20 protein-coding genes are annotated in these 22,454 nt (G+C 71.6%); 13 read left to right on the top strand and 7 right to left on the bottom strand.

What is annotated here, in order from left to right; all coding sequences use genetic code 11:
• The first annotated feature begins 18 nt into the window (after positions 1-18).
• Both ACWEGE_RS24150 and ACWEGE_RS24145 read left to right on the top strand, forming a co-directional pair.
• The gene (locus tag ACWEGE_RS24150; RefSeq protein WP_449662697.1) at positions 19-672 is read left to right on the top strand and encodes an SDR family NAD(P)-dependent oxidoreductase; all 654 of its coding nucleotides are present in this window, start codon (positions 19-21) and stop codon (positions 670-672) included.
• Positions 669-1,721 carry an S-adenosylmethionine:tRNA ribosyltransferase-isomerase gene (locus ACWEGE_RS24145; RefSeq protein WP_449662696.1) on the top strand — a complete coding sequence of 351 codons (1,053 nt, stop codon included), beginning with the start codon at positions 669-671 and terminating at the stop codon, positions 1,719-1,721. The genes ACWEGE_RS24150 and ACWEGE_RS24145 overlap by 4 nt, the downstream gene beginning before the upstream one ends.
• Positions 1,722-2,295: 574 nt before the next feature.
• Here the strand turns inward: ACWEGE_RS24145 and ACWEGE_RS24140 are convergent.
• A complete protein-coding gene (locus ACWEGE_RS24140) occupies positions 2,296-2,676 on the bottom strand; it encodes a hypothetical protein (RefSeq protein WP_449662695.1) in 381 nt (126 codons plus the stop codon).
• Between the two features lie 209 nt (positions 2,677-2,885).
• Between ACWEGE_RS24140 and ACWEGE_RS24135 the strand changes: the two genes are divergently transcribed.
• The 5 genes from ACWEGE_RS24135 to ACWEGE_RS24115 all read left to right on the top strand — a co-directional run bounded on the left by ACWEGE_RS24135 (position 2,886) and on the right by ACWEGE_RS24115 (position 6,893).
• A complete protein-coding gene (locus ACWEGE_RS24135) occupies positions 2,886-3,938 on the top strand; it encodes an ABC transporter substrate-binding protein (RefSeq protein WP_449662694.1) in 1,053 nt (350 codons plus the stop codon).
• Positions 3,939-3,951: 13 nt separating this feature from the next.
• The gene (locus ACWEGE_RS24130; RefSeq protein ID WP_449662693.1) at positions 3,952-4,743 is read left to right on the top strand and encodes an ABC transporter ATP-binding protein; all 792 of its coding nucleotides are present in this window, start codon (positions 3,952-3,954) and stop codon (positions 4,741-4,743) included.
• Positions 4,730-5,614 (top strand): ABC transporter permease, encoded by an 885-nt coding sequence (locus ACWEGE_RS24125; RefSeq protein ID WP_449662692.1) that lies wholly within the window; start codon positions 4,730-4,732, stop codon positions 5,612-5,614. Before ACWEGE_RS24130 ends, ACWEGE_RS24125 begins: the two co-directional genes overlap by 14 nt.
• An 83-nt stretch (positions 5,615-5,697) precedes the next feature.
• Positions 5,698-6,075, top strand: coding sequence for a DUF1761 domain-containing protein (locus tag ACWEGE_RS24120; protein ID WP_449662691.1), 378 nt, complete (start codon positions 5,698-5,700; stop codon positions 6,073-6,075).
• The gene (locus ACWEGE_RS24115) at positions 6,072-6,893 is read left to right on the top strand and encodes an SMP-30/gluconolactonase/LRE family protein (protein ID WP_449662690.1); all 822 of its coding nucleotides are present in this window, start codon (positions 6,072-6,074) and stop codon (positions 6,891-6,893) included. Before ACWEGE_RS24120 ends, ACWEGE_RS24115 begins: the two co-directional genes overlap by 4 nt.
• Before the next feature lie 132 nt (positions 6,894-7,025).
• On the opposite strand, the gene ACWEGE_RS24110 is transcribed toward ACWEGE_RS24115, so the two are convergent.
• A complete protein-coding gene (locus tag ACWEGE_RS24110) occupies positions 7,026-8,570 on the bottom strand; it encodes a DEAD/DEAH box helicase (protein ID WP_449662689.1) in 1,545 nt (514 codons plus the stop codon).
• Between the two features lie 234 nt (positions 8,571-8,804).
• Between ACWEGE_RS24110 and ACWEGE_RS24105 the strand changes: the two genes are divergently transcribed.
• The 4 genes from ACWEGE_RS24105 to ACWEGE_RS24090 are packed head-to-tail and all read left to right on the top strand — an operon-like array spanning position 8,805 to position 12,138.
• Entirely contained in the window at positions 8,805-10,511 is a 1,707-nt protein-coding gene (locus ACWEGE_RS24105; protein WP_449662688.1) for an acyl-CoA dehydrogenase, read from the top strand.
• Positions 10,511-10,957: a nitroreductase family deazaflavin-dependent oxidoreductase gene (locus ACWEGE_RS24100; RefSeq protein WP_449662687.1), complete on the top strand. Its 447-nt coding sequence runs from the start codon at positions 10,511-10,513 to the stop codon at positions 10,955-10,957. Before ACWEGE_RS24105 ends, ACWEGE_RS24100 begins: the two co-directional genes overlap by 1 nt.
• Complete coding sequence (locus ACWEGE_RS24095) at positions 10,954-11,715, top strand: 2-keto-4-pentenoate hydratase (RefSeq protein WP_449662686.1); 762 nt, start codon at positions 10,954-10,956, stop codon at positions 11,713-11,715. The genes ACWEGE_RS24100 and ACWEGE_RS24095 overlap by 4 nt, the downstream gene beginning before the upstream one ends.
• Before the next feature lie 9 nt (positions 11,716-11,724).
• Complete coding sequence (locus tag ACWEGE_RS24090) at positions 11,725-12,138, top strand: hypothetical protein (protein WP_449662685.1); 414 nt, start codon at positions 11,725-11,727, stop codon at positions 12,136-12,138.
• Positions 12,139-12,233: 95 nt separating this feature from the next.
• Here the strand turns inward: ACWEGE_RS24090 and ACWEGE_RS24085 are convergent, their stop codons facing one another.
• A complete protein-coding gene (locus ACWEGE_RS24085; protein WP_449662684.1) occupies positions 12,234-14,603 on the bottom strand; it encodes a Tex family protein in 2,370 nt (789 codons plus the stop codon).
• Positions 14,604-14,748: 145 nt separating this feature from the next.
• Between ACWEGE_RS24085 and ACWEGE_RS24080 the strand changes: the two genes are divergently transcribed.
• Positions 14,749-16,227 (top strand): chitinase, encoded by a 1,479-nt coding sequence (locus tag ACWEGE_RS24080; protein ID WP_449662683.1) that lies wholly within the window; start codon positions 14,749-14,751, stop codon positions 16,225-16,227.
• 42 nt (positions 16,228-16,269) lie between these two features.
• Here the strand turns inward: ACWEGE_RS24080 and ACWEGE_RS24075 are convergent, their stop codons facing one another.
• The 3 genes from ACWEGE_RS24075 to ACWEGE_RS24065 form a co-directional block, all read right to left on the bottom strand.
• Positions 16,270-17,928, bottom strand: coding sequence for a GMC oxidoreductase (locus ACWEGE_RS24075; RefSeq protein ID WP_449662682.1), 1,659 nt, complete (start codon positions 17,926-17,928; stop codon positions 16,270-16,272).
• Positions 17,928-19,391 carry a flavin-containing monooxygenase gene (locus ACWEGE_RS24070; RefSeq protein WP_449662681.1) on the bottom strand — a complete coding sequence of 488 codons (1,464 nt, stop codon included), beginning with the start codon at positions 19,389-19,391 and terminating at the stop codon, positions 17,928-17,930. Before ACWEGE_RS24070 ends, ACWEGE_RS24075 begins: the two co-directional genes overlap by 1 nt.
• 75 nt (positions 19,392-19,466) lie before the next feature.
• Positions 19,467-20,561, bottom strand: a complete 1,095-nt coding sequence (locus ACWEGE_RS24065) for a winged helix DNA-binding domain-containing protein (RefSeq protein WP_449662680.1) — start codon at positions 20,559-20,561, stop codon at positions 19,467-19,469.
• 80 nt (positions 20,562-20,641) lie between these two features.
• On the opposite strand from ACWEGE_RS24065, the gene ACWEGE_RS24060 reads away from it, so the two are divergent.
• The gene (locus ACWEGE_RS24060) at positions 20,642-21,697 is read left to right on the top strand and encodes an AraC family transcriptional regulator (RefSeq protein WP_449662679.1); all 1,056 of its coding nucleotides are present in this window, start codon (positions 20,642-20,644) and stop codon (positions 21,695-21,697) included.
• Here the strand turns inward: ACWEGE_RS24060 and ACWEGE_RS24055 are convergent.
• Complete coding sequence (locus ACWEGE_RS24055) at positions 21,618-22,289, bottom strand: TetR/AcrR family transcriptional regulator (RefSeq protein WP_449662678.1); 672 nt, start codon at positions 22,287-22,289, stop codon at positions 21,618-21,620. The two genes, ACWEGE_RS24060 and ACWEGE_RS24055, sit on opposite strands and share 80 nt — an antisense overlap.
• Positions 22,290-22,454 lie beyond the last annotated feature (165 nt).

The raw sequence follows: 22,454 nt of genomic DNA, 5'->3' as shown, positions 1-22,454 counted from the left end.
GCCCTCGAAGGAGGAACCATGCCCACCGCACTCGTCACCGGCGCCTCGGCCGGCCTCGGCCGCGCGCTCGCGGCCGCCCTCGTCCGTCGCAAGTGGACGGTGATCGGCGACGCCCGCGACGCGGCCGCGCTGTCGGCCGCCGCCCGGGAAACCGGCTTCACGGCCGTCCCCGGCGACGTCGCCGACCCGGCCCACCGCGCCGCGCTCGCCGACGCCTGTCCTTCGCCCGACCTGCTCGTCAACAACGCCAGTGCGCTCGGCGTCAGCCCGCTGCCGCCGCTGGCGCGTTATCCCTTGGCGGCGTTGGAAGAGGTTTACCGCGTCAACGTGTTCGCGCCGCTCGCCCTGACGCAGCTCCTGAAGCCCGCGGTCGTGATCAACGTCAGTTCCGACGCGGCGGTGGAGGCGTACGAGGGCTGGGGCGGCTACGGCTCGTCGAAGGCGGCCCTCGATCAGCTGACCGCCGTCCTGGGCGTGGAACACCCGGACATGCCGGTGTACGCGGTCGACCCGGGCGACCTGCGCACGGCGATGCACCAGCGCGCGTTCCCGGGCGAGGACATCTCGGACCGGCCGCTGCCTGACTCCGTGGTCCCGGCGTTCCTGAGGCTGCTGGACGAGCGCCCGCCCAGTGGCCGCTACCGCGCGGCGGATCTGCTGGTGACGGCATGAGCGTCCGGTTCGACCTGCCGGAGGCGCTGTCGGCATCGGTCCCGCCGGAGGCCCGCGGCCTGAGCCGCGACGAGGTCCGCCTGCTGGTGGCGTCCCCGTCGGGCGTCCACCACACGGCGTTCACGGCACTCGGTGGTCATTTGCGCCCGGGAGACGTCCTGGTGGTCAACACGTCCGGAACCCTCCCGGCGGCGGTCGACGCCCGCCGAGAGGGTCGCCCGATCGTGGTCCATTTCGCCACGGCCCTCGACGACGGCGCGTGGATCATCGAGCTGCGCGCCCCGGGCGGCCCTCTCCTCGACGGTCGCCCGGGCGAGTGCCTCGAGCTGGCCGGAGGCGCGTCGCTGACGCTGCTGGCCCAGGCGGTGCCGGGAGCGGCGCGGCTGTGGCGGGTGGTGTCGTCGGTGGACGTGCTGTCGTTGCTGGGGTCCGCCGGCCGGCCGATCCGCTACGGGTACGTCCCGGAGGCGTGGCCGCTGTCGGACTACCAGACGGTGTTCGCCCGCGAGCCGGGCAGCGCGGAGATGCCCTCGGCGGCCCGGCCGTTCACCCCGGAGCTGGTGACGAGGCTGGTGACGGAGGGGGTGTTGTTCGCGCCGGTGCTGCTGCACACGGGGGTGTCGTCACCGGAGGCGGCAGAGCCGCCGCAGGCGGAGAGGTACCGGGTACCCCCGACGACGGCGGCGCTGGTGTCGTGGGTCCGGGAGCGCGGAGGCCGCGTGATAGCGGTGGGCACGACGGCGGCGCGGGCGCTGGAGTCGGCGGCTTTGGAGGCCTCGGGTTCCTCAGGCGCTTCGGGCGCTTCGGGCTCTTCGGACGCCGAGGTGCGCGCGGCGGAGGGCTGGACGGAGCTGGTTCTGGGCCCGGACCGCCCGGCGCGGGTGGTGGACGGGATCGTCACGGGGCTGCACGCCCCGGAGGCATCGCACCTGCTGCTCCTGGAGTCGGTGGCCGGGGCCGAGGTGGTCCAGAAGGCCTACGAGGCGGCGGTGGAGGAGAGGTACTTGTGGCACGAGTTCGGCGACGTGTCACTTCTGCTGCGCCGCTGAGCTGCGGGGCGCCTTTCCCTGGCAGGGTTCCGGCAAGTCGGTTGGTGTTCCGTGGTGGAGGCGGGTCTGCTGGTCGACCTACGCTTTGGGGTTGCCGTCGGCCTGGGTGGATGCCAGGGGGTGTCGCGGTGCCCACCACCCCGAAGTCTGATTGTCACTACGGCCGGTGGTACCGCGTCAAGGCGGGAAAGCGTGCCTTGACCCGGCACCACCGGCCGTGTGGGGGCTTCGGATCGGGGCGGTGGGGAGGTCTGGGTGGGGTGCGGGTCTGGCCGTCAGCGTGCCGTTCGGGCCGGGTGCGGTAGCTGAAAGGGGCACTCCGACTTTGCCGGAACCCCGCCCTCAAGCAGCCCTGCCCTCAAGCAGCCCTGCCCTCAAGCAGCCCTGCCCTCAAGCAGCCCTGCCCTCAAGCAGCCCTGCCCTCAAGCAGCCCCGCCCTCAAGCAGCCCCGCCACTCCCAGGGGGCGTGCCCAGCTCCAGCCTACCGGCCCCCACCGACAAAAAGCCCGAAAACCCCACTCCAAGCCCAAGTTGTCCACACCCCCCTCAACCTGTGGACAACCCACCAAAACCCCTACTGACCAGCCTCAACCCGCCGCCTCGACCGGATCAGTCCCGCGATCACCACCGCCGCGATCCCCAGCCCGACCCCGCTCACGATCGACGCCACCAAACTCGCCGTCCCCGTCGCCAGGCCGAACGCGCCGCCCAGGTACACCGGGATCGACACCGCCACCGGCAGCCAGTTGCGCAGCTGGAACGCCCGGTCCGACGCCACCCACAGCACCAGCGCCACCGCCGCCCCGGTGATGACCGGGATCGCCCCGACGACGGCGCTCGTCAGCGCGTCCATCCCCAGTGACCTGAGCCACTCGAACGACGCCTGGCCCAGCCCGATGAACAACACGACCAGCGCCACGCGGACGCCGGCGGCTCCCTGGCCCCTGCTCGTCATGTCTTCCTCCCGAATCCGTGGTCCACCCTGTACCACGTCCGGGTGACGCGAGCGGTTGCCCGCCGGCGCGACTTTCTCTGGGGCCCTAAGTGCCGCGGGCGCCGATGTCAAGAAATCTCACCGGGATTCCCGGGATGCGGATGGCTATGCGCCTGAGTGGGTGACCGTGCGAACCTCGCCCCGACACACCGACGAAAGGCGATGCCGACGTGCGCACCTCCCGGAGAACCCTGGCCACGGCGCTGGCCGCCCTGACCGCCTTGGGCGCGCTCACCGGCTGTTCGCGCGCCGACAGCACCACCGCGCCCGCTGCCGACCAGGGCGCCGCCGGGGAGGTTCGCCTCGGGTTCTTCCCGAACGTCACGCACGCGCCCGCCCTGATCGGCGTCAAGAAGGACTTCTTCAAGAACGAGCTCGGCTCGACCAAGCTCACCACCCAGACCTTCAACGCCGGCCCCGAAGAGGTCAATGCCCTGCTCGGCGGCTCCCTCGACGTCGCCTTCATCGGCTCCGGCCCGGCCATCAACGCCTTCACCAAGTCCAAGGGGGCCATCCAGCTGATCTCCGGCGCCGTCTCCGGGGGCGCGCAGCTGGTCGTCAAACCGGACATCACCGGTGTCGAGGGCCTCAAGGGCAAGAACATCGCCACGCCGCAGCTGGCCAACACCCAGGACGTCGCGCTCAAGAAGTTCCTCGCCGGCAAGCAGCTGACCGACCAGGTCAAGATCACCAACCTGGACAACCCGAAGACGCTCGACGCCTTCAAGAAGGGCGAGGTCGACGGCGGCTGGCTGCCCGAGCCGTGGGCGTCCCGGCTGGTCCTCGACGCCGGCGCGAAGGTCCTGGTCGACGAGAAGACGCTCTGGCCCGGCGGCCGCTTCCCGACCACCGTCGCCATCGTGCGCAGCGAGTTCCTGCAGCAGCACCCGGACACCGTCCGCGCGCTGCTCAAGGGTGAGCTCGCCGCCATCGACTGGGCCAAGACCAACCCGGCGGAGGCGAAGACCGTGGTCAACGGTGCGCTCAAGGAGCTGGCCGGCAGTACCCTGAGCGCAGCGGTCCTGGACCGCGCCTTCTCCGGCATCGAGCTCACCACCGATCCCATCGCCGCCGAATTCCCCCAGCTCGCGCAGGACTCGGTGACGGCGGGCGTGGTGAAGTCGGCGGTCGCGCTGAAGGGCTTCGCGGACTTCGGCCCGCTGAACGAAGTGCTGAAGGCCAAGAACCTGCCCGCCGTCGACGCTCCCGAACTGACCAAGTGAGAGGCGCTCAGCGATGACCACGACCCTCCCGACCGGCCGCAGCAACTTCACCGGCACGGCAGCGGTGCGTCTCGACGGCGTGCGCAAGACGTTCGGCACCGCCGGCCGCGCGGTCGTCGCGCTCGACGGCGTGGACCTCACCGTCGCGCCCGGCGAGTTCGTCTGCCTGCTCGGCGCGTCCGGGTGCGGCAAGAGCACGCTGCTGAACCTGGTCGCCGGGCTGGACGCGCCGTCGGCGGGCGAGATCACGCTGAACACCTCCCGCCCGGCGGTGATGTTCCAGGAGGCCGCGCTGATGCCGTGGCTGACCGCGGCCCGCAACGTCGAGCTGCCGCTGCGGCTGGCCGGCTTCGGCCGGGTGGAGCGCCGCGAAAAGGCCGCCGAGCTGCTGGAACTGGTCCGGCTGAACGGCGCGGGCGCGAAGCGGCCGCACGAGCTGTCCGGCGGGATGCGGCAGCGCGTCGCGCTGGCTCGCGCCCTGGCCGCGACGCTGCGCGTCGGCGGCGACCCGGAGCAGTCGCTGCTGCTGATGGACGAGCCGTTCGCCGCGCTCGACGCCATCACCCGCGACGTCCTGCAGGGCGAGCTGCTGCGCGTCTACCGCAGCACGGGCACGTCCGTGCTGTTCGTGACCCACGACGTGCGCGAAGCCGTGCGGCTCGGCCGGCGCGTGGTGCTGCTCTCGTCGCGGCCCGGCCGGGTCGTGCGCGAGTGGACGGACGTGCCGCTGGCCGACGCCGAGGAGCTGACCGAGGAGATCACCGGGCACCTGCGCGAGGTGATCAGCACCCATGCCGCAGCTTGACCGGTCCGCGGAGCCCGACCTGGACGCGGTCGGCGCCGGACTGGATTCGCTCGACGCCCCGGTGGGCGAACGCCGTCCCGGCTTCTGGAAGCGGTTCGCCTGGGGTTTCCTGCCGCCGGTGGGCGCGCTCGTCGTGCTGGTCGTCGTCTGGCAGCTGCTCTGGGCCGCGGCCTTCTGGCCGGAGTCGCAGCTGCCGGCGCCGGTTTCGGTGTGGGACGAGTTCTGGGGCATCGTCGTCGACGGCAAGGTGTTCGGCTTCGTCTGGACGTCGGTGCACCGCGCCGCGCTCGGCTTCCTCGCCGGCGTCCTCATCGGCACCCCGCTCGGCCTGGTCGTGGCGAAGGTCCGCGTGGTGCGAGCGGCGATCGGCCCGCTGCTGACGGGCCTGCAGAGCCTCCCGTCGGTGGCGTGGGTGCCGGCGGCGATCCTGTGGTTCGGGATCAACGACGCGGCGATCTACTTCGTGGTGCTGCTGGGCTCGGTCCCGTCGATCGCGAACGGCCTGGTCTCCGGCATCGACCAGATCCCGCCGATCCTCCCGCGCGTCGGCCAGGTGATGGGCGCGAACCGGCTGTCGTCGGCCCGCCACATCCTGCTGCCGGCGGCGCTGCCGGGCTTCCTCGCCGGGCTGAAGCAGGGCTGGGCGTTCTCGTGGCGCTCGTTGATGGCGGCGGAGCTGATCGCGCTGTCCCCGCAGCTCGGCATCGGCCTGGGGGCGTACCTGAACCAGGGCTCGTCGTTCAACAGCATGGAGACGGTGATCGCGGCGATCTTCCTGATCCTGCTGGTCGGCGTGGGGATCGAGCTGCTGGTGTTCCGCCCGCTGGAGCGCGCGGTGCTGCGGGCGCGCGGGCTCACTTCGTCGCTGTAAAAATTCTTCCGCCCGGGTGTCGAAGCCGGGGCCGCGGCCTCGACGTCCCCATCGCAAGTGGTTCTCCGGCGAAGGAGCAGGCGATGGTTATCGCGGTGTTGACGGCATCGGTGGCGGCGTTCGTGGTGAGCTCGGTCTGGTACACGGCGTTCGGGAAGGTCTGGGCCCGGCTCAGCCCGGCGGGCGCCGAGGCCCGCCCGGCCGTCTGGCGGATGGGCGCGGAGTTCGGCCGGACGCTGGTCCTGGTGGCGGCGTTCGCGGTATTGGCGACGGCGGCCGGGGTGCGTGGCGTGCCGGGTGCTCTGGGCCTGGCGCTGCCGGTGTGGGCGGGCTTCCCGCTGGTGATCCTCGCGGGCTCGGTGCTGCACGAGCGGGTCCCGGTCCGCCTGGCGGCGCTGCACGCGGGCGACTGGCTGGTGAAGATCGTCGTGGTGGCGGCGATCGTGGGGGTGTGGCGATGACCGCGGTGCTGCTCGAGGGCTTCGCGTTCGGTGAGTCCCCGCGCTGGCACGAGGGCAGGCTGTGGTTCGCCGACTGGCTGTCCCACGAGATCGTCGCGGTCTCACCGTCGGGGGAGCGGGAGGTGGTGTTCCGCGCGGGCTTCCCGACGATGCCGATGTGCTTCGACTTCGCCGGCGGGCGGCCGCTGATCGTGTCGTCGTCGGACGGCCTGCTCCTGCGGCTGCTGGAAGACGGCTCGCTGGTCACCCACGCGAACCTCGGCCGGACCGGCCTGAACGAAATAGTGACCACCCCCGACGGCGGGTGCTACGTCAACGGCGGCGGCTTCGACCTGATGGCGGGGGAGGACTACCGGCCGGGGGTGATCTTGCACGTGTCCCCGTCCGGCGAGGTGCGCCAGGTGGCGGCGGACATCGCGTTCGGCAACGGCATGGCGCTGACCCCGGACGGGCGGACGCTGATCGTGGCGGAGTCGTACGCGAACTGCCTCACGGCCTTCTCGGTGCACCCGGACGGCAGCCTGACGAACCGCCGGGTCTGGGCCGCCCTGGGCGACGGAAACCCGGACGGCATCGCACTGGACGCGTCGGGCGCGGTCTGGGTGGCCGACGTCCCGCACAAGTCGTGCACCCGGGTCAAGGAAGGGGGCGAAGTCCTGGACCGCCTGACGTTGGACCGCGGATGTTTCGCGTGCGCGCTGAGCGAGGACACCCTGTACTTGGTGACTCAGGAGTGGCAAGGCCTGAACGCGATCGCCACGGCAGAGACCCGAACAGGCCGCCTCCTGACCCACCCGGCTCCCGTTGGCCGTGCTTGAGGCGACTCACGGCCCGGACAAGACGCCCGCCGCACCGGGTCAAGGCACGCTTTCCCGCCTTGACCCGGTGCGGCGGGCCGTAGTCACGATCGGGCTTCGGGGTGGTGGGAAAACCGACCCGCCAGCCAGGGCTCAGCGGCCGCTCCGACGTCCCCCGGCACGCGTACCGGCCGAGAAAGCCGCAGCCCCGCCGCGCCGGTTCCCCGAAGCAGCACCCGACCGACCGCCGCCACCCGATGCCGCAGCACCAGAACCGGAACCCGATCGCCGGTGCCCAGCCGCCGAGGCACCCGACCGCCGCGAACCCCCACGCCGCTCCCCGCCCGAAGCAGCACCAGCCCCGTGCCGCTCCGCCCGGGGCTGCTCCTCACGCCGAGCCTGCCCGGTCGCCCGCGCCCGCTGACCACCGCGGTTCTCCTTCGGCGCCCCGCCGCGCCGGCCGCGGCCACCACCCGGTGCCTCGCCCGTGGCGGAAACCTTCTTCGGCCGGTTGTCGACCGCCGGCGCCTTCGTGAACGTCCGCTCCCCGGGCGCCAGCTCCGCCAGCAGCGGGTGGCCCGGCCCGAGCTGGGTCGTCGTCGGCTTGATGCCCGCCTTGCGGGTGAGGTCCCGCACGTCGCGGACCTGCGCGTCCGTCATCAACGTGACCACCGTGCCCGACGCCCCGGCGCGCGCCGTGCGGCCCGAGCGGTGCAGGTACGCCTTGTGCTCCACCGGCGGGTCCGCGTGGATCACCAGCCGGACGTCGTCGACGTGGATGCCGCGCGCGGCGATGTCCGTCGCCACCAGCGTCTTCGCGGTACCGGAAGAGAACGCCTCGAGGTTGCGCGTGCGCGCGTTCTGGCCCAGGTTGCCGTGCAGTTCCACCGCCGGGACGCCGGACGCGTTCAGCTTGCGCGTGAGCGCCTTCGCGCGGCTCTTCGTCCGGGTGAACACCAGCGTGCGCCCGGGCGCCGCGGTCAGGTCGACCAGCACCGGCAGCCGGTGGGTCTCCTCGAGGTGCAGGACGTGGTGCTCCATCGTCGACACCGGCGACTGCGCCGAGTCGACGCTGTGCGTGACCGGGTCGTTCATGAAGCGCTTGACCAGCACGTCGACGCCGTTGTCCAGGGTCGCCGAGAACAGCAGCCGCTGGCCGCGCTCGGGCGTGGCGTCCATGATCCGCCGGACCTCGGGCAGGAAGCCCAGGTCGGCCATGTGGTCGGCCTCGTCGAGCACCGTGATCTCGACGGCGTCGAGCTTCACGTGCCCGGAGCGCATGTGGTCGGCGAGCCGGCCGGGGCAGGCGACGACGATGTCGACGCCGTCACGCAGCCGCGTGATCTGCGGGTTCGCGCTGACGCCGCCGAAGATGGTGGTCGCCTTGAGGCCCAGCGGCCGGGCCAGTGGCAGGATCGAGGCCTCGATCTGCGTCGCGAGCTCGCGCGTCGGCGCCAGGATCAGCGCGCGGGGACGGCCGGGCCGCCGCCGCGTCGGGCCCGCGGCGAGGCGGGCCAGCACGGGCAGCACGAAGCCGTACGTCTTGCCGGAGCCGGTGCGGCCACGGCCGAGGACGTCACGCCCGGCGAGGGTGTGCGGCAGGGTCGCCGCCTGGATGGGGAACGGCTCGGTGACGCCCTGGGTGGCCAGCGCGGCCACGAGCGGGGTCGGCAAGCCGAGTTCAGCGAAAGTGCTCATAAGTCGTACGGGCACGCTAGTGCCCTGGTCTCCATAACCTGAGAAGGGTTGTCCTGCCCGGCGCAGACCGGTCAACGGCCGCGGCGCGTGGTAGTCGACAACAGCAGCGGGCCGAGGCAGAACTGAGCGGCCCGCAAGATCAGTGTAGCGAACAAGAGTGACCTACCCCCAGTGAGATTGCCCGCACTCGGCGGCGCTTGCTAAGTTACCGGTCGGTAATCAAGGAGGACGACCATGCTGCTGAACCCGCGCGAGTACGACCCGGCGCACTTCGACGCCGAGACGCGGCGCCTGCTGCGCGCCACCATCGACTGGTTCGAGCAGCGCGGCAAGGCGAAGCTGACCGAGGACTACCACAACCGCACCTTCTACGCGGACTTCATCGAGTTCGCGGGCAAGGAAGGCCTGTTCTCGACCTTCCTGACCCCCTCGGCGAACGCCGGCGGCAACCCGGACAAGCGCTGGGACACCAGCCGCGTCGCCGCGCTGTCGGAGATCCTCGGGTTCTACGGCCTCAACTACTGGTACCCGTGGCAGGTCACCATCCTCGGCCTCGGCCCGGTCTGGCAGAGCGCCAACGAAGCCGCACGCGAGCGCGCGGCGGCGGCCCTCGACGCCGGCGGCGTCGGCGCCTTCGGATTGTCCGAAAAGGACCACGGCGCCGACATCTACTCGTCCGACATGGTGCTCACGCGCGACGGCGACGGCTACCGCGCGACCGGCTCCAAGTACTACATCGGCAACGGCAACTGCGCGCGCACCGTGTCGGTCTTCGGCCGCATCGACGGCGTCGATGGCCCGGACCAGTACGTCTTCTTCTACGCCGACTCCGAGCACCCGAACTACCACGTCGTGAAGAACGTCGTGCCGTCGCAGATGTACGTCGCCGAGTTCCGGCTCGAGGACTACCCGGTGCGCGCCGAGGACATCCTGCACGTCGGCGCCGAAGCCTTCAGCGCCGCGCTGAACACCGTGAACATCGGCAAGTTCAACCTCTGCTTCGGCGGCATCGGCATGGCGACGCACTCGCTGTACGAAGCCATCACGCACGCGCACAACCGCGTCCTGTACGGCAAGCCGGTGACGGACTTCCCGCACGTCCGGCGCGAGTTCGTCGAGGCGTATGCGCGGCTGACCGCGATGAAGCTGTTCTCCGACCGCGCCGTCGACTACTTCCGCAGCGCGAACCCCGACGACCGCCGCTACCTGCTGTTCAACCCGATCACCAAGATGAAGGTGACGACCGAGGCGCAGAAGGTGATCGGCCTGGTCGCCGACGTCGTCGCGGCCAAGGGCTTCGAGGCCGACACCTACCTGGCGATGTCCAAGAACGACATCGACGGCCTCCCGAAGCTCGAGGGCACGGTGGCCGTGAACCTGGCGCTGATCGCCAAGTTCATGCCGAACTACCTGTTCGCGCCGCAGGAGTACGCGCCGGTAGGCACCCGCACCGACGCCGCGGACGACGAGTTCCTCTTCCGCCAGGGCCCGGCGCGCGGCCTGTCGAAGGTCCGGTTCCACGACTGGAAGACCGCCTACGCCGAAGCCGCGCACATCCCCAACGTCGCGCTGTTCACCGAGCAGGCCGGCTACCTGGTCAAGCTGCTCACCGAGGCGACGCCGGACGAGGCGCAGCAGGCCGACCTCGACTTCGGGCTCGCGCTCACCGAGCTGTTCACGCTGGTCGTGTACGGCCAGCTCGTCCTGGAGCAGGCCCGCATCACCGGACTGGACGACGAGGTCACCGACCAGATCTTCGCGGTGCTGGTGCAGGACTTCAGCGTCGCGGCGGTGGACCTCAACGGCAAGGCGAGCTCGACCGACGCCCAGCAGGCGATCGCACTGGCCGCGCTGCGCAAGCCGGTGGTCGACGCGGCGCGGTTCGAGAACGTCTGGGCGCGGGTGCGGGAGCTGTCGGGGGTTTACGCTATGCAGCCGTGATGGCGCGGAAGTACCGGATGGGCGTGACGCGGAAGGTCGCGAACGTCGTCGTGAAGGTGTTGCTGGAGCGCGGGATCCCGGCCGCGGGCGGCACCGGGTTCCTGCTGACCACGCGGGGGCGCAAGAGCGGCGAGGACCGGACCACGCCGGTGAACGTCATCGAAGCGGGTGGCGAACGCTGGCTCGTGGCGCCTTACGGGCCGGTCGGCTGGGTGCACAACCTGCGCGCCCACCCGACCGCCCGGCTGCGGCGCGGCCGCCGGCGCGAAACGTGGGAGGTCGAGGAGGCCGACGCCGCCGCGGCGGGCCCGGTGCTGCGCGCGTACGTCCGCAGGATCCCGGTGACGGCGCCGTTCTTCGACGCGAAGCCGGCCGGCCCGCCCGATGCGTTCGCGGCGGAAGCCGATCGACACCCGGTGTTCCGGTTGGCAAGATCGCGGGCGTGAAGCGAGAGCGGGCGGCGGAGCTCATCTGGGACGCGTGGCTGACCGGCAAGCGGCTGGAGGGCCTGCCGGACGACGCCCGCCCGTGCGACCTCGCCGAGGGCATGGCGGCGCAGGTGGCGCTCGCCGAGCTGGCCGGACCGGTGTCCGGCTGGAAGATCGCCGCGACGACCGTGTACGCCCGGCAGTACCTCGGCGTGCCAGGGCCGCTGCCGGGCGCGATGTTCGAGCGGTTCCGCCACGTCGAGGGGGCGCCGGTCCCGGCGGACACGATGACCATGGGCGTCGCCGAACCGGAGTTCGCCTTCCGGCTCAAGGCCGACCCGGGGCTGTCGCCGTCGCTGGCCGCGGTGCTCGACGCGGTCGACACGATGTTCCTGGCGATCGAGCTGCCGGACAGCCGCTACACCGACCACCGCCACGCGGGCGGCCCGCAGCTGCTGGCCGACGCGGCGTGCGCGGGCCGGTTCGTCGAGGGCCGCCCGGTGCCGGGCTGGCGCGACCTCGACCTGCCCCGCCGCCCGGTGGTCCTGCACACCGGCGGCGAGGAGTTCTCCCGCGGCAGCGGCAGCCTGGTGCTGGGCGATCCGAGGCTGGCACTGCACTGGCTGGCGATGGAGCTGCCCCGCCACGGCCTCGCACTGCGCCCGGGCGACGTCGTGACGACGGGAACGGCGACCCCGCCGTGCCCGATCCAGGCGGGCGGCCACGTGGTGGCGGACTTCGGCGAGCTGGGCACCGTGGCGGTGACGTTCCGCTAGAGTGATCGGGTGCTGACGTTCCGTGCCGGTTTCGTCGTGCTGGCGCTGGTGGTGGCGGGAATCGACGCGGGCTTCTGGGTGTTCGCCCGCGGCTCGCACCCGGCCAAGGCGCCCGTCGGTTTCTTCGTGGCGTTCGTGCTCCTGCTGGCCCTGCTGACCGCGGCCGCCGGCGTGGTGCGCTGGGAGGTGGCCGCGCCGCTGGGCGCGGCGTCGACGTCGGGCCTGCTGTTCGTCGGTGCGACGGCGGTCTTCAGCGTCGGGCTGGGATACCTGCTGGCGGCCGTGGTGGAGGCGGCTTTGGTGCGGCGGCTGGTGCTGGACGCGTCGCCGGTCGGCTGGCGTGGGGGCACCTGGCTGATCAGCGCGTCCGCCGCCGTGGTTCCGGTGGTGCTGTTCCCGGTGGGGCTCTTCGCGCTTCGGTGATTTCCAGCCGTCGGATTCGCCGCCCCGGTGCCGGACGAGATCGCCGCTGAGGTTCGACAGCGGGGAGGCCGCCCGGCGCGGCCTCCCCGGATGCCTTACTTGTTGCCGAACCCGGCCCGCCGGAGCGCGTCGGCCATCGAGCCGCTCGCGTTGCCGCCGCGGTCACGGCCGCCGCCACCACGCCGGTCGCCGCCGCCGCTGCCGCCGCGGCGCTGACCGCCGCCGCCCTGGCCGCGGTCCCGGCGCTCGCCGCCTCCGCCGCCGCGGTTGCCCGGCCCCGCACCCGGCTCGTCGTCCAGCCGCAGCGTCAGCGAGATGCGCTTGCGCGGCACGTCGACGTCGAGGACCTTCACCTTCACGATGTCCCCGGGCTTCACGACCTCCCGCGGGTCCTTGACGAAGTTCTTCGACAGCGCCGAAACGTGGGCCAGCCCGTCCTGGTGGACGCCGACGTCGATGAACGCGCCGAACGCCGCCACGTTCGTCACCACGCCCTCCAGCCGCATCCCCGGCTTGAGGTCCGAGATCTTGTCCACGCCCTCGGCGAACGTCGCCGTCTTGAACGCCGGGCGGGGGTCGCGGCCCGGCTTGTCGAGCTCCGCCAGGATGTCCGTCACCGTCGGGAGACCGAACTGCTCGTCGACGAACTCGCCCGGCTTCAGCGACGAAAGCGTCCGCGTGTTGCCGATCAGCGAGCGGATGTCGGTGCCCGTCTTGGACAGGATCCGCCGGACCACCGGGTACGCCTCCGGGTGCACCGCCGAGGAGTCGAGCGGGTCGTCGCCGTCCGGGATCCGGAGGAAGCCCGCGCACTGCTCGAACGCCTTCGGGCCGAGGCGGGCGACCTCCTTCAGCGCCATGCGGGAGCGGAACGGGCCGTTCGTGTCGCGGTGGGCCACGATGTTCTCCGCCAGGCCCGTGGTGATGCCCGAGACCCGGGTCAGCAGCGGCGCCGACGCCGTGTTGACGTCCACGCCCACCGCGTTCACGCAGTCCTCGACCACCGCGTCGAGCGAGCGCGACAGCGAAACCTCGGACAGGTCGTGCTGGTACTGCCCGACGCCGATCGACTTCGGGTCGATCTTCACCAGCTCGGCCAGCGGGTCCTGCAGCCGCCGGGCGATCGAGACCGCGCCGCGCAGCGAGACGTCCATGTTCGGCAGTTCCTGCGAAGCGAACGCCGACGCCGAGTACACCGACGCGCCGGCCTCGGACACGACAGCCTTCGTCAGCTTCAGCTCGGGGTGCTTCTTGATCAGTTCCTGCGCGAGCTTGTCCGTCTCGCGCGACGCCGTCCCGTTGCCGATCGAGATCAGGTCCACCTTGTGCCGGGCGGCCAGCACGGCCAGCTCGGCGATCGACTGGTCCCACTTGTTCGCCGGCTGGTGCGGGTAGATGACGTGGGTGTCGACGACCTTGCCGGTCGCGTCCACGACCGCCACCTTGACACCGGTCCGGAAGCCCGGGTCGAGGCCCATCGTGGCGCGGGTGCCGGCCGGCGCGGCCAGCAGCAGGTCGCGCAGGTTGGCCGCGAACACGCGCACGGCGTCGTCCTCGGCCGCCTGGCGCAGCCGCATCCGCAGGTCGATGCCCAGGTGCAGGAGGATCTTGGTGCGCCACGCCCAGCGCACGGTGTCGCCGAGCCACTTGTCGGCCGGCCGCCCCTGCTGGGTGATGCCGAACTTCGCCGCGATGCGCTGCTCGTACTCCGTCGGGCCGACCTGCGGCTCGTCCGAAGGCTCGTCCGGCGCCATCGTGAGGTCGAGGACCTCCTCCTTCTCGCCGCGCAGCATCGCGAGGATCCGGTGCGAGGGGAGCTTGGTGTAGGGCTCGGAGAAGTCGAAGTAGTCGGAGAACTTCGCCCCTTCCTCCTCCTTGCCGGACCGGACCTTGGCGACCAGGTGGCCCTGGCCCCACATCTTCTCGCGCAGGTCACCGATGAGGTCGGCGTCCTCGGCGAAGCGCTCGACGAGGATCGCGCGGGCGCCGTCGAGGGCCGCCTGGGCGTCCGCGACGCCCTTGTCCGCGTCGACGAACACCGCGGCCGCCGCCTGCGGATCGGTGGTCGGGTCGTTGAGCAGGCCGTCGGCCAGCGGCTCGAGACCCGCTTCGCGCGCGATCATCGCCTTCGTGCGGCGCTTCGGCTTGTAGGGGAGGTAGATGTCCTCCAGCCGCGACTTCGTGTCCGCGGCGAGGATCGACGCCTCGAGGGCGTCGTCGAGCTTGCCCTGGCTGCGGATGGACTCGAGCACGGCGAGCCGGCGCTCGTCGAGTTCCCGCAGGTAGCGCAGCCGCTCTTCGAGCGTGCGCAGCTGCGCGTCGTCGAGCATGCCGGTGACTTCCTTGCGGTAGCGGGCGATGAACGGCACGGTCGACCCGCCGTCGAGGAGCTCGACAGCGGCCTTGACCTGTCCTTCGCGCACGCCCAGTTCTTCGGCGATCTTCTGCTCGACCGACACGCTCACTGCAACACGCTCCCGATTGACCTGGATCCGATCGTCACATTCTGCCGTTTCGGGCGCCCCGACTTTCGGATGGGGTTCCTTGACATTCAGATTGGTCTAGTCCACTTTGTGGTGACCTGCCTCACCAGTGTCACGGAGGTTGCCCGTGGTCCCCAAGGTTCGCTTCGCTCTGCTTTCCTTACTTTCCGTGGTGACGCTGTGCCTCGGCGTGACCTTCGTGCTCGCCGGCAGCGCTTCGGCGGCGAACATCCTGGCCAACCCCGGTTTCGAAGCCGGCACGTCGGGCTGGACGTGCACCGGCGCGGCGGCCGCGGTGAGCTCGCCGGTGCACGGCGGCAGCCGCGCCCTGAACGCGACGCCGTCGTCGTCGGACAACGCCCAGTGCTCGCAGACGCTCACCGTCTCGGCGAACACGGCGTACAAGCTTTCGGGCTGGGTCCAGGGCAGCTACGTCTACCTGGGCGTCTCCGGCTCGGCGACGGCCAGCACGTGGACGCCCGGCACCAGCGGCTACCAGCAGCTGTCGCTGAGCTTCACGACCGGCTCGAGCACGTCGCTGACGGTGTACCTGCACGGCTGGTACGGCCAGCCGGCGTACTTCGCCGACGACATCAGCCTCGACGGCCCCGGCACCCCGCCGACCACCACGCCGACCACGCCCACCACGCCCACCACCCCGACGACGACCACCACTCCGCCGACCACGACGACCACGACGCCGCCCACGCAGGGTGACCTGCCGAAGCACGTCCTGACCGGCTACTGGCAGAACTTCTACAACGGCGCCAAGGCGCTGAAGCTCGCCGACGTCCCGACGAAGTACAACGTCATCGCGGTGTCGTTCGCCGACGCGACCGGCACGCCCGGCGCGGTGAGCTTCACGCTCGACCCCGGCCTGTCCTCACAGCTCGGCGGCTACACGGACGCGCAGTTCAAGGCCGACATCAAGACGGTCCAAGCCCGCGGCCAGCGGGTGATCATCTCGGTCGGCGGCCAGAACGGCACGATCAGCGTCGGCGACTCGACCTCGGCGAACAACTTCGCGAACAGCATCAAGTCGCTGATCGCGAACTACGGCTTCGACGGCGTCGACATCGACCTCGAGAACGGCATCAACGCCACGTACATGGGCCAGGCGCTGCGCAGCATCTACAACGGCGGCGGCAAGGTGATCACGATGGCGCCGCAGACGATCGACATGCAGTCCACCGCGGGCGGCTACTTCCAGCTGGCGCTGAACATCAAGGACATCCTGACGATCGTCAACATGCAGTACTACAACTCCGGTTCGATGAACGGCTGCAACGGCAACGTCTATTCGCAGGGCACGGTCGACTTCCTGACGGCGCTGGCCTGCATCCAGCTGCAGGGTGGCCTGCGCGCGGACCAGGTCGGCCTCGGCCTCCCGGCCTCGCCCCAGGCGGCGGGCGGCGGCTACCAGGCCCCGGCCAACACGGTCTCGGCGCTGAACTGCCTGGCCCGCGGCACGTCGTGCGGTTCGTTCAAGCCGTCGGCGACGTACCCGTCGATCCGGGGCGCGATGACGTGGTCGATCAACTGGGACGCGTCGCAGGGCTACGCGTTCGCCAACACGGTGTCGGCGGGGCTCGCCAGCCTGCCGTAACGCTGAGCGGCCCTCCCGGCGGCGCGGTCCGGGAGGGCCTCTTCAGCGGGGCGTCAACGGCAGCCGCAGGGCTGCCGGCGCCTCCGGCGGGACGACCGGACGCCGAGGCGCCACCGCCGCCACGCGCCGGTACGGCGAGCCCGGCGCCGGCCGCGGATCGGGGTCCCCGGCGTTCGGCCAGAACGCCATCGCCCGCTCGGCCTGGGCGGTGATCGTCAGCGAGGGGTTCACGCCCAGGTTCGCCGAGATCGCCGAGCCGTCCACCACGTGCAGCCCCGGGTACCCGTACAGCCGCTGGTACGGGTCCACCACCCCCGTCGAAGGCGAGTCGCCGATCGCGCAGCCGCCGATGAAGTGGCCCGTGATGGGGATGTTCGCCAGGTCGGTCCACGCGCCCTGCGGCAGGCCGCCGATCTTCGCGGCCACCCGGCGCGTCACCTCGTGGCCCGCCGGGATCCAGTCCGGTGACGGCGCCCCCGCACCCTGGCGGGTCGTCATCCGGCGCCCGAACAGCCCGCGTTTCGTGTACGTCGTCACCGAATTGTCGAGGGTCTGCATCACCAGCAGCCCGATCATCCGCTCCGACCAGTGCCGCGGGTTGTGGATGCGCAGCAGGTCGCGGCGGGAGCGCCACAGCTCGCGCAGCCCCAGCGCCCAGCGACGACGGCCCGGGGCGCCGTCCACCAGCACCGTCGCGAGCAGGCCCATCAGGTTGCTGCCGCGCCCGTACCGCACCGGCTCCACGTGCGTCACCGCGTCCGGGTGGATCGACGACGTGATCGCGACACCCCGCGAGTAGTCCGTGTCCGCGCGCAGCGACCGGGCCGCCAGGACCGCTTCGGAGTTCGTACGGGCCAGGAGCCCGAGCCGCGGGGAAACGAGAGGCAGATTTCCCGTGTCCCGCATCCGGTGCAGCAGCCGTTGCGTTCCCAAAGCCGCCGCCGAGAACACGACCTGCGTGGCGGTGACCGTCCGGCGGGAGAAGCCGCCGGTCCGGCGCGTGTCCACCGCGTACCCGCCGTCGATCGGCCGCACCGACACCGCCGTCGTCAGGGGATGCACCACGGCACCCGCCCGCTCGGCCAGGTACAGGTAGTTCTTGACCGTCGTGTTCTTCGCCCCGACCCGGCACCCGGTCATGCACTCGCCGCACTGCGTGCAGGAGGAGCGCAGCGGGCCCGCGCCGCCGAAGAAGGGATCCACCCCGGACTGTCCGAAGTAGACGCCGACGGGCGTGCGCCGGTACGTGTGGCCGATGCCCATGTCGTCGGCGACGTCCTTCAGCACCCGGTCCGCGGCCGTCGTCGCCGGGTTCTCGACCACGCCCAGCATCCGCTTGGCCTGGTCGTAGTACGGCGCCAGCTCGGTCTTCCAGTCCGTGATGTGCGCCCACTGCGGGTCTTCGTAGAAGCCGTCCGGCGGCTCGTACAGCGTGTTCGCGTACACCAGCGAGCCCCCGCCGACACCGGCACCGCTCATCACGAACGTGTTCTTCAGCAGAGTCAGCCGCTGGATGCCGAAGCAGCCCAGCGCGGGCGCCCACAGGTACTTCCGCACCCGCCACGACGTCTTCGCGAACTCGTCGTCGGCGAACCGGCGGCCGGCCTCCAGCACGCCGACGCGGTAGCCCTTCTCGGTCAGCCGCAGGGCCGTGACGCTGCCGCCGAACCCCGAACCGATCACCAGGACGTCGTAGTCCATCAGCCCGCCACCCGGTAGTCGGCGAGCTCGAAGCGCCGCGTCCGGCGGTCGTACTCGGTGACCAGGCCGGGCCAGTTGGTCGTCACCCGGCCGTCGGCCTGCCGGTACCAGCTCGTGCAGGCGCTCCACACACTGTGGCCAAGCCGCTGCTGCACCTCCCGGTCGTACCGCTCCTCGACCTCGGGTCGCACGTCCAGATAGCACACGCCGGGCCGCGAGAGCCGTTCCACCGCCTGCCGGATGTACCGCGCCTGCCGCTCGATCATGTAGATGATGGACCCGGCGCCGAGGTTCGTGTTGGGCCCGTAGACGCAGAAGAGGTTCGGGAAGCCGGGCACGGTCATGCCCAGGTAGGCCCGCGCGCCGCCGGACCACTCGTCCGCCAGCGACCGGCCGCCGAGGCCGCGCACGTCGATCCGGCCGAGGAAGTCCGTCGCCGCGAAGCCGGTGCCGTAGACCAGGACGTCCGCCTCGATCTCCGCGCCGTCCTCGACCCGCACGCCCTTCTCGGTGATCTCGGAGATCCGCCGCGTCTCGACGTCGACGTCCGGCTGGGCCAGCGCGGGCAGGTACTCGTTGGTGAACAGGATCCGCTTGCAGCCCAGGGGATAGGCCGGCTTGAGTTTCGCGCGCAGCTCGCGGTCCTTGATGTGGCGGTGTCGCAGCTGCGCGGTCCGCAGCTCGAAGACCTTCGCCAGCAGCGGGTGGCGCGTCATGGCGTAGGTGGCGTACTCGGCGAGCAGGAAGATCCGCAGCCTGCCGAGCAGCTGCGTCGGCGGCAGGCGCTCGAACAGCCAGTGCTGCCACCGCCGGTAGCTCGGATCGGACTTCGCCATGACGTACGGCGGCGTGCGCTGGAAGACCGTGACGTGCTGCGCGCGCTTCCGCAGCTCGGGCACGAACTGCACGGCACTGGCCCCGGTCCCGATCACGGCGACGCGCTTGCCGGTGAAGTCGACGTCGTGGTTCCACCGCGCGGAGTGGAAGGCCTCGCCGGCGAAGCTCTCCCGGTTCGGGATGTCCGGCAGCACCGGCCGCGACAGCTGCCCGACGGCGGGCACGAAGACGTTCGCCTCGAACGTCTCCCTGCCCTTCGTTTCGACCCGCCAGAGGCCGCGCTCCTCGTCGAAGGCGGCCCCGGTGACCTCGGTGCGGTACCGGATGTGCGGCTCGAGGCCGTACTTCGCGATGACGCGCCGCAGGTAGGCGAGGATGTCGGGCTGGTGCGAGAACCGCTTCGGCCACCGCGGGTTGGGCTCGAAGGAGAAGGAGTACAGCGGCGACGGGATGTCGCAGGCGGCGCCCGGGTAGGTGTTGTCCCGCCAGACGCCGCCGGGTTCCGCGGCGCTCTCCAGGATCGTGAACTCGGTGAACCCGGCGCGCTTGAGCTCGATCGCCGTGCCGATGCCGCCGAACCCGGTGCCCGCGATCAGCACCGACGGCCCCTTCGCCGAACCAGTCATGCCCGAAAAGCTACGGACTCGTGGCCTGTGACAACAGGCCACGAACGGTCACTCAATCGAGATTTCCGGCCACCCTCACGCGGGTGGGTGCACGCGCACCTCGTGCGTCTCGGCGGCCGCTTCCGCCCACTTCACCAGCTCGCCCGCCGACTTCTCCAGCGCCGCCAGGTCCCGCTTCGGCAGCTTCTCGAACGGCGACAGCTCGATCGCCGCCGCCTTCTTCGCCGCCTTGATCTCCCAGAACCCGCACACCTGGCCGCCGACCAGCAGCGTGCCCTTGACCAGGCCGTTCTGGGAGATCACCCGCTTGCGGTAGGCGTCCGAGACGACCCGCGTCCGGTCGGCGTAGGACAGGATCGTCTGGTCGAAGGGGCCCAGCAGCCGCGGCGGCGCCGGGACGTCCTCGTCGGGCACGGTCAGCTCCGGCAGGTCCAGCAGCTCGCGGCCGTCCGGGTCGCGGTAGCGCCGCAGGTCCATCCCGGCCGCCACCTCGCCCAGGCGGGTGATGCCCGCCCACGTCTGGACGTCCGCCACCGTGGCCGGGCCGAACGCACGCAGGTACCGCGAAATCAGCGAAGCCGGCGAAGCCGGCGACAGGGGAGCGCCCACCCACTCGTCCAGGCACGCGTACGTCGTCTGCCCGGCCTTGCCCCAGATCGCCCGGGGCGGCGTCTGCACCAGCGGCAGCCGCCCCCGGGCCAGGTGCGTGAGCGACGCCGCCGGGGCGTCCCAGGTCCGCGCCAGCTCGGCGCCCAGCGCGTTCCCCGGCATCGGGCCGCCGAGGAGCAGCTTCCGCGCCGCCTCGGCCACTTCGTCGTGGTCGAGCCCGGCCAGCGCGCCCGCGTGCAGCGTGTTCTGCTTCAGGTCGCGGTCGTAGATCGCCTGGACCACCGGCCGCCAGGCCAGCGCGTCCGCCGCCGTCACCAGGTGGACCGTGCCGCGCATCAGCGCGATCCGCACCACGCGCCGGCTTTCGAGCAGCTCCACCAGCTCCGACGGCCGGAACCCGGCCAGCCGCGACCACAGCCCGAAGTACGGCGGGAACGGCGCCTGCGCCTGGAGCCCGGCCAGGTGTTCCACCGCGTCGAAGGCGGACATCTCCGCCCGGCTCAGCAACAGCTGGCGCGCCAGCGTCGCGCGGTTGAGGGCTCGTCGGCTCAGGGTCTCCACCCGCTCACCCTAACGATCACCCCGGACAGTTCCGGTCCTCGATTGGACACGTTCTCCGCGCGTGATCCAGAATTCCGGCCATGGCCGAGCTCGCCGCGCCCGCCGTCGGGGACTGGGACTTCCCCCGCGGCACCGCGAGCATCGAGCTCATGACGCGGTTCGCCGCCGAACGCGGCCTGCCCGCCGGACGGCTCCTGACCGCGACCACGCTGACCCCGGAACTGCTCGCGGACCCGGCCGTGCAGGTCGACGCGCGCCAGGAGCTGGCCGTCGTCCGGGCACTGGCCGCCCTCGACGGTTCGGACGCGACGGCGCTGGAGCTGGGGCGCCGCTACCACGTCACCACCTTCGGCATCTTCGGCTTCGCCTGCATCAGCAGCCCGACGCTGCGCGACGCGATGCTGTTCGCCCTCCGCTACTTCGACCTGACCTTCGCCTTCTGCATCCCGCACGTCGTCCTCGGCGCCGACCGGCTGACCCTCGAGCTCGACGACAGCCGCGTGCCCGCCGACGTCGCCCGGTTCCTCGTCCTGCGCGACCTGGCCGCGATCTTCTCGGTCATGCGCGACCTCCTGCCGGAGATCGCGCTGGACGAGCTGGCGTTCCGGCACGAGGCGGCCGCGCCGGAGGCGTACCTGGCCGCGTTCGGCGTGCGGCCGCGGTTCGGAGCCGGCGCCTGCCGCGCGACGCTCGACCCCGCGTTGCTGAGCCTGCCGCTGCCGCAGGCCAACGACCAGACCGTCGCCCTGTGCGCCGCGCAGTGCGAAGAGCTCGTCACGCGCCGCCGCCGGCGTTCCGGCATCGCGCAGCAGGTGCGCGAACGCCTGGTCCGGCTCGGCGGCGTCGACGCCGGGATGGACGAGGTCGCCCGCCAGCTGACCCTCAGCACGCGCACCCTGCGCCGCCGCCTGACCGAAGGGGGCACGAGCTACCGGGCGCTGGTCGACGAGGTGCGCCAGACGCTCGCCGAAGAGCTGCTCGACACCGGCGTCCTGTCGGTCGAGGACGTCGCCTACCGGCTCGGGTACGCCGAGGCGTCGAGCTTCATCCACGCGTTCAAGCGCTGGACCGGGATGACGCCGGCGGCGTTCGCCCGCCGCTTCCGCGCCGCTCGGCGAGCACCGCCGGGTAGGTGAGCTTCAGCAGGTTGAGCAGCGAATCGGTGAGGAACGTGCGCAGCTCCGCGCGGTCGAGCGTGCCGCGGACCAGCCATTCCCGCGACGCCGCGCGCAGCATCCCGCCGAACGACCGGATCATCGCGCGCAGCTCTTCGCGGCCGTCGGTCACGCCGGTCATCAGCGCGGCTTCCAGCACCCGGTCGGCCGCGATCTCGTCGGCCTCCAGCATGATCCGCTCGATCTCGGGGTCGCGCCCGGCCGCCTCCGGCCCGATCACGGTCAGCCAGGCGTCGCGGTTGCGGTCCACGACCTCGATCCAGCGTTCGACGCCGATCGCCAGCCGCTGCTCCATCGTGGTGTCCGGCAGTGCCTCGGTGACCGGGGCGGGCACGATCATCAGCTGCCGCACCACTTCCAGGTACAGCTCGCGCTTGCCGCCGAAGTAGTGGTTGATCAGCGGGCGCGCCACCCCGGCGGCCTCGGCGATGTCCGAAGTGGACACCGAGGCGTAGCTGCCCGCGCCGAACAGGTGCCGGGCGGCGGCGAGGATCTCCGCACGCCGTTCGGCCGGTTCGAGCCGGCGCCGCCGGGGCCGGGTCCCACTGGTCATCCGCTCAGCCTCGCGGGGGATCGGCACGCTGTCAACAAGTAGTTGACCCCTTGTCAAAAGAGTGACTCCGGTGGCGGGCAAGCGGTGTTTCGGGCCAACCTTTGTCGTTATGCAACCGGAACAACCCGCCGGTAACTCCTCGGGGGCCGGATGCGACGAGACGGC

Source organism: Amycolatopsis sp. NPDC004747 (assembly GCF_053601335.1).
This window is presented reverse-complemented; position numbering and strand designations above follow the sequence as displayed.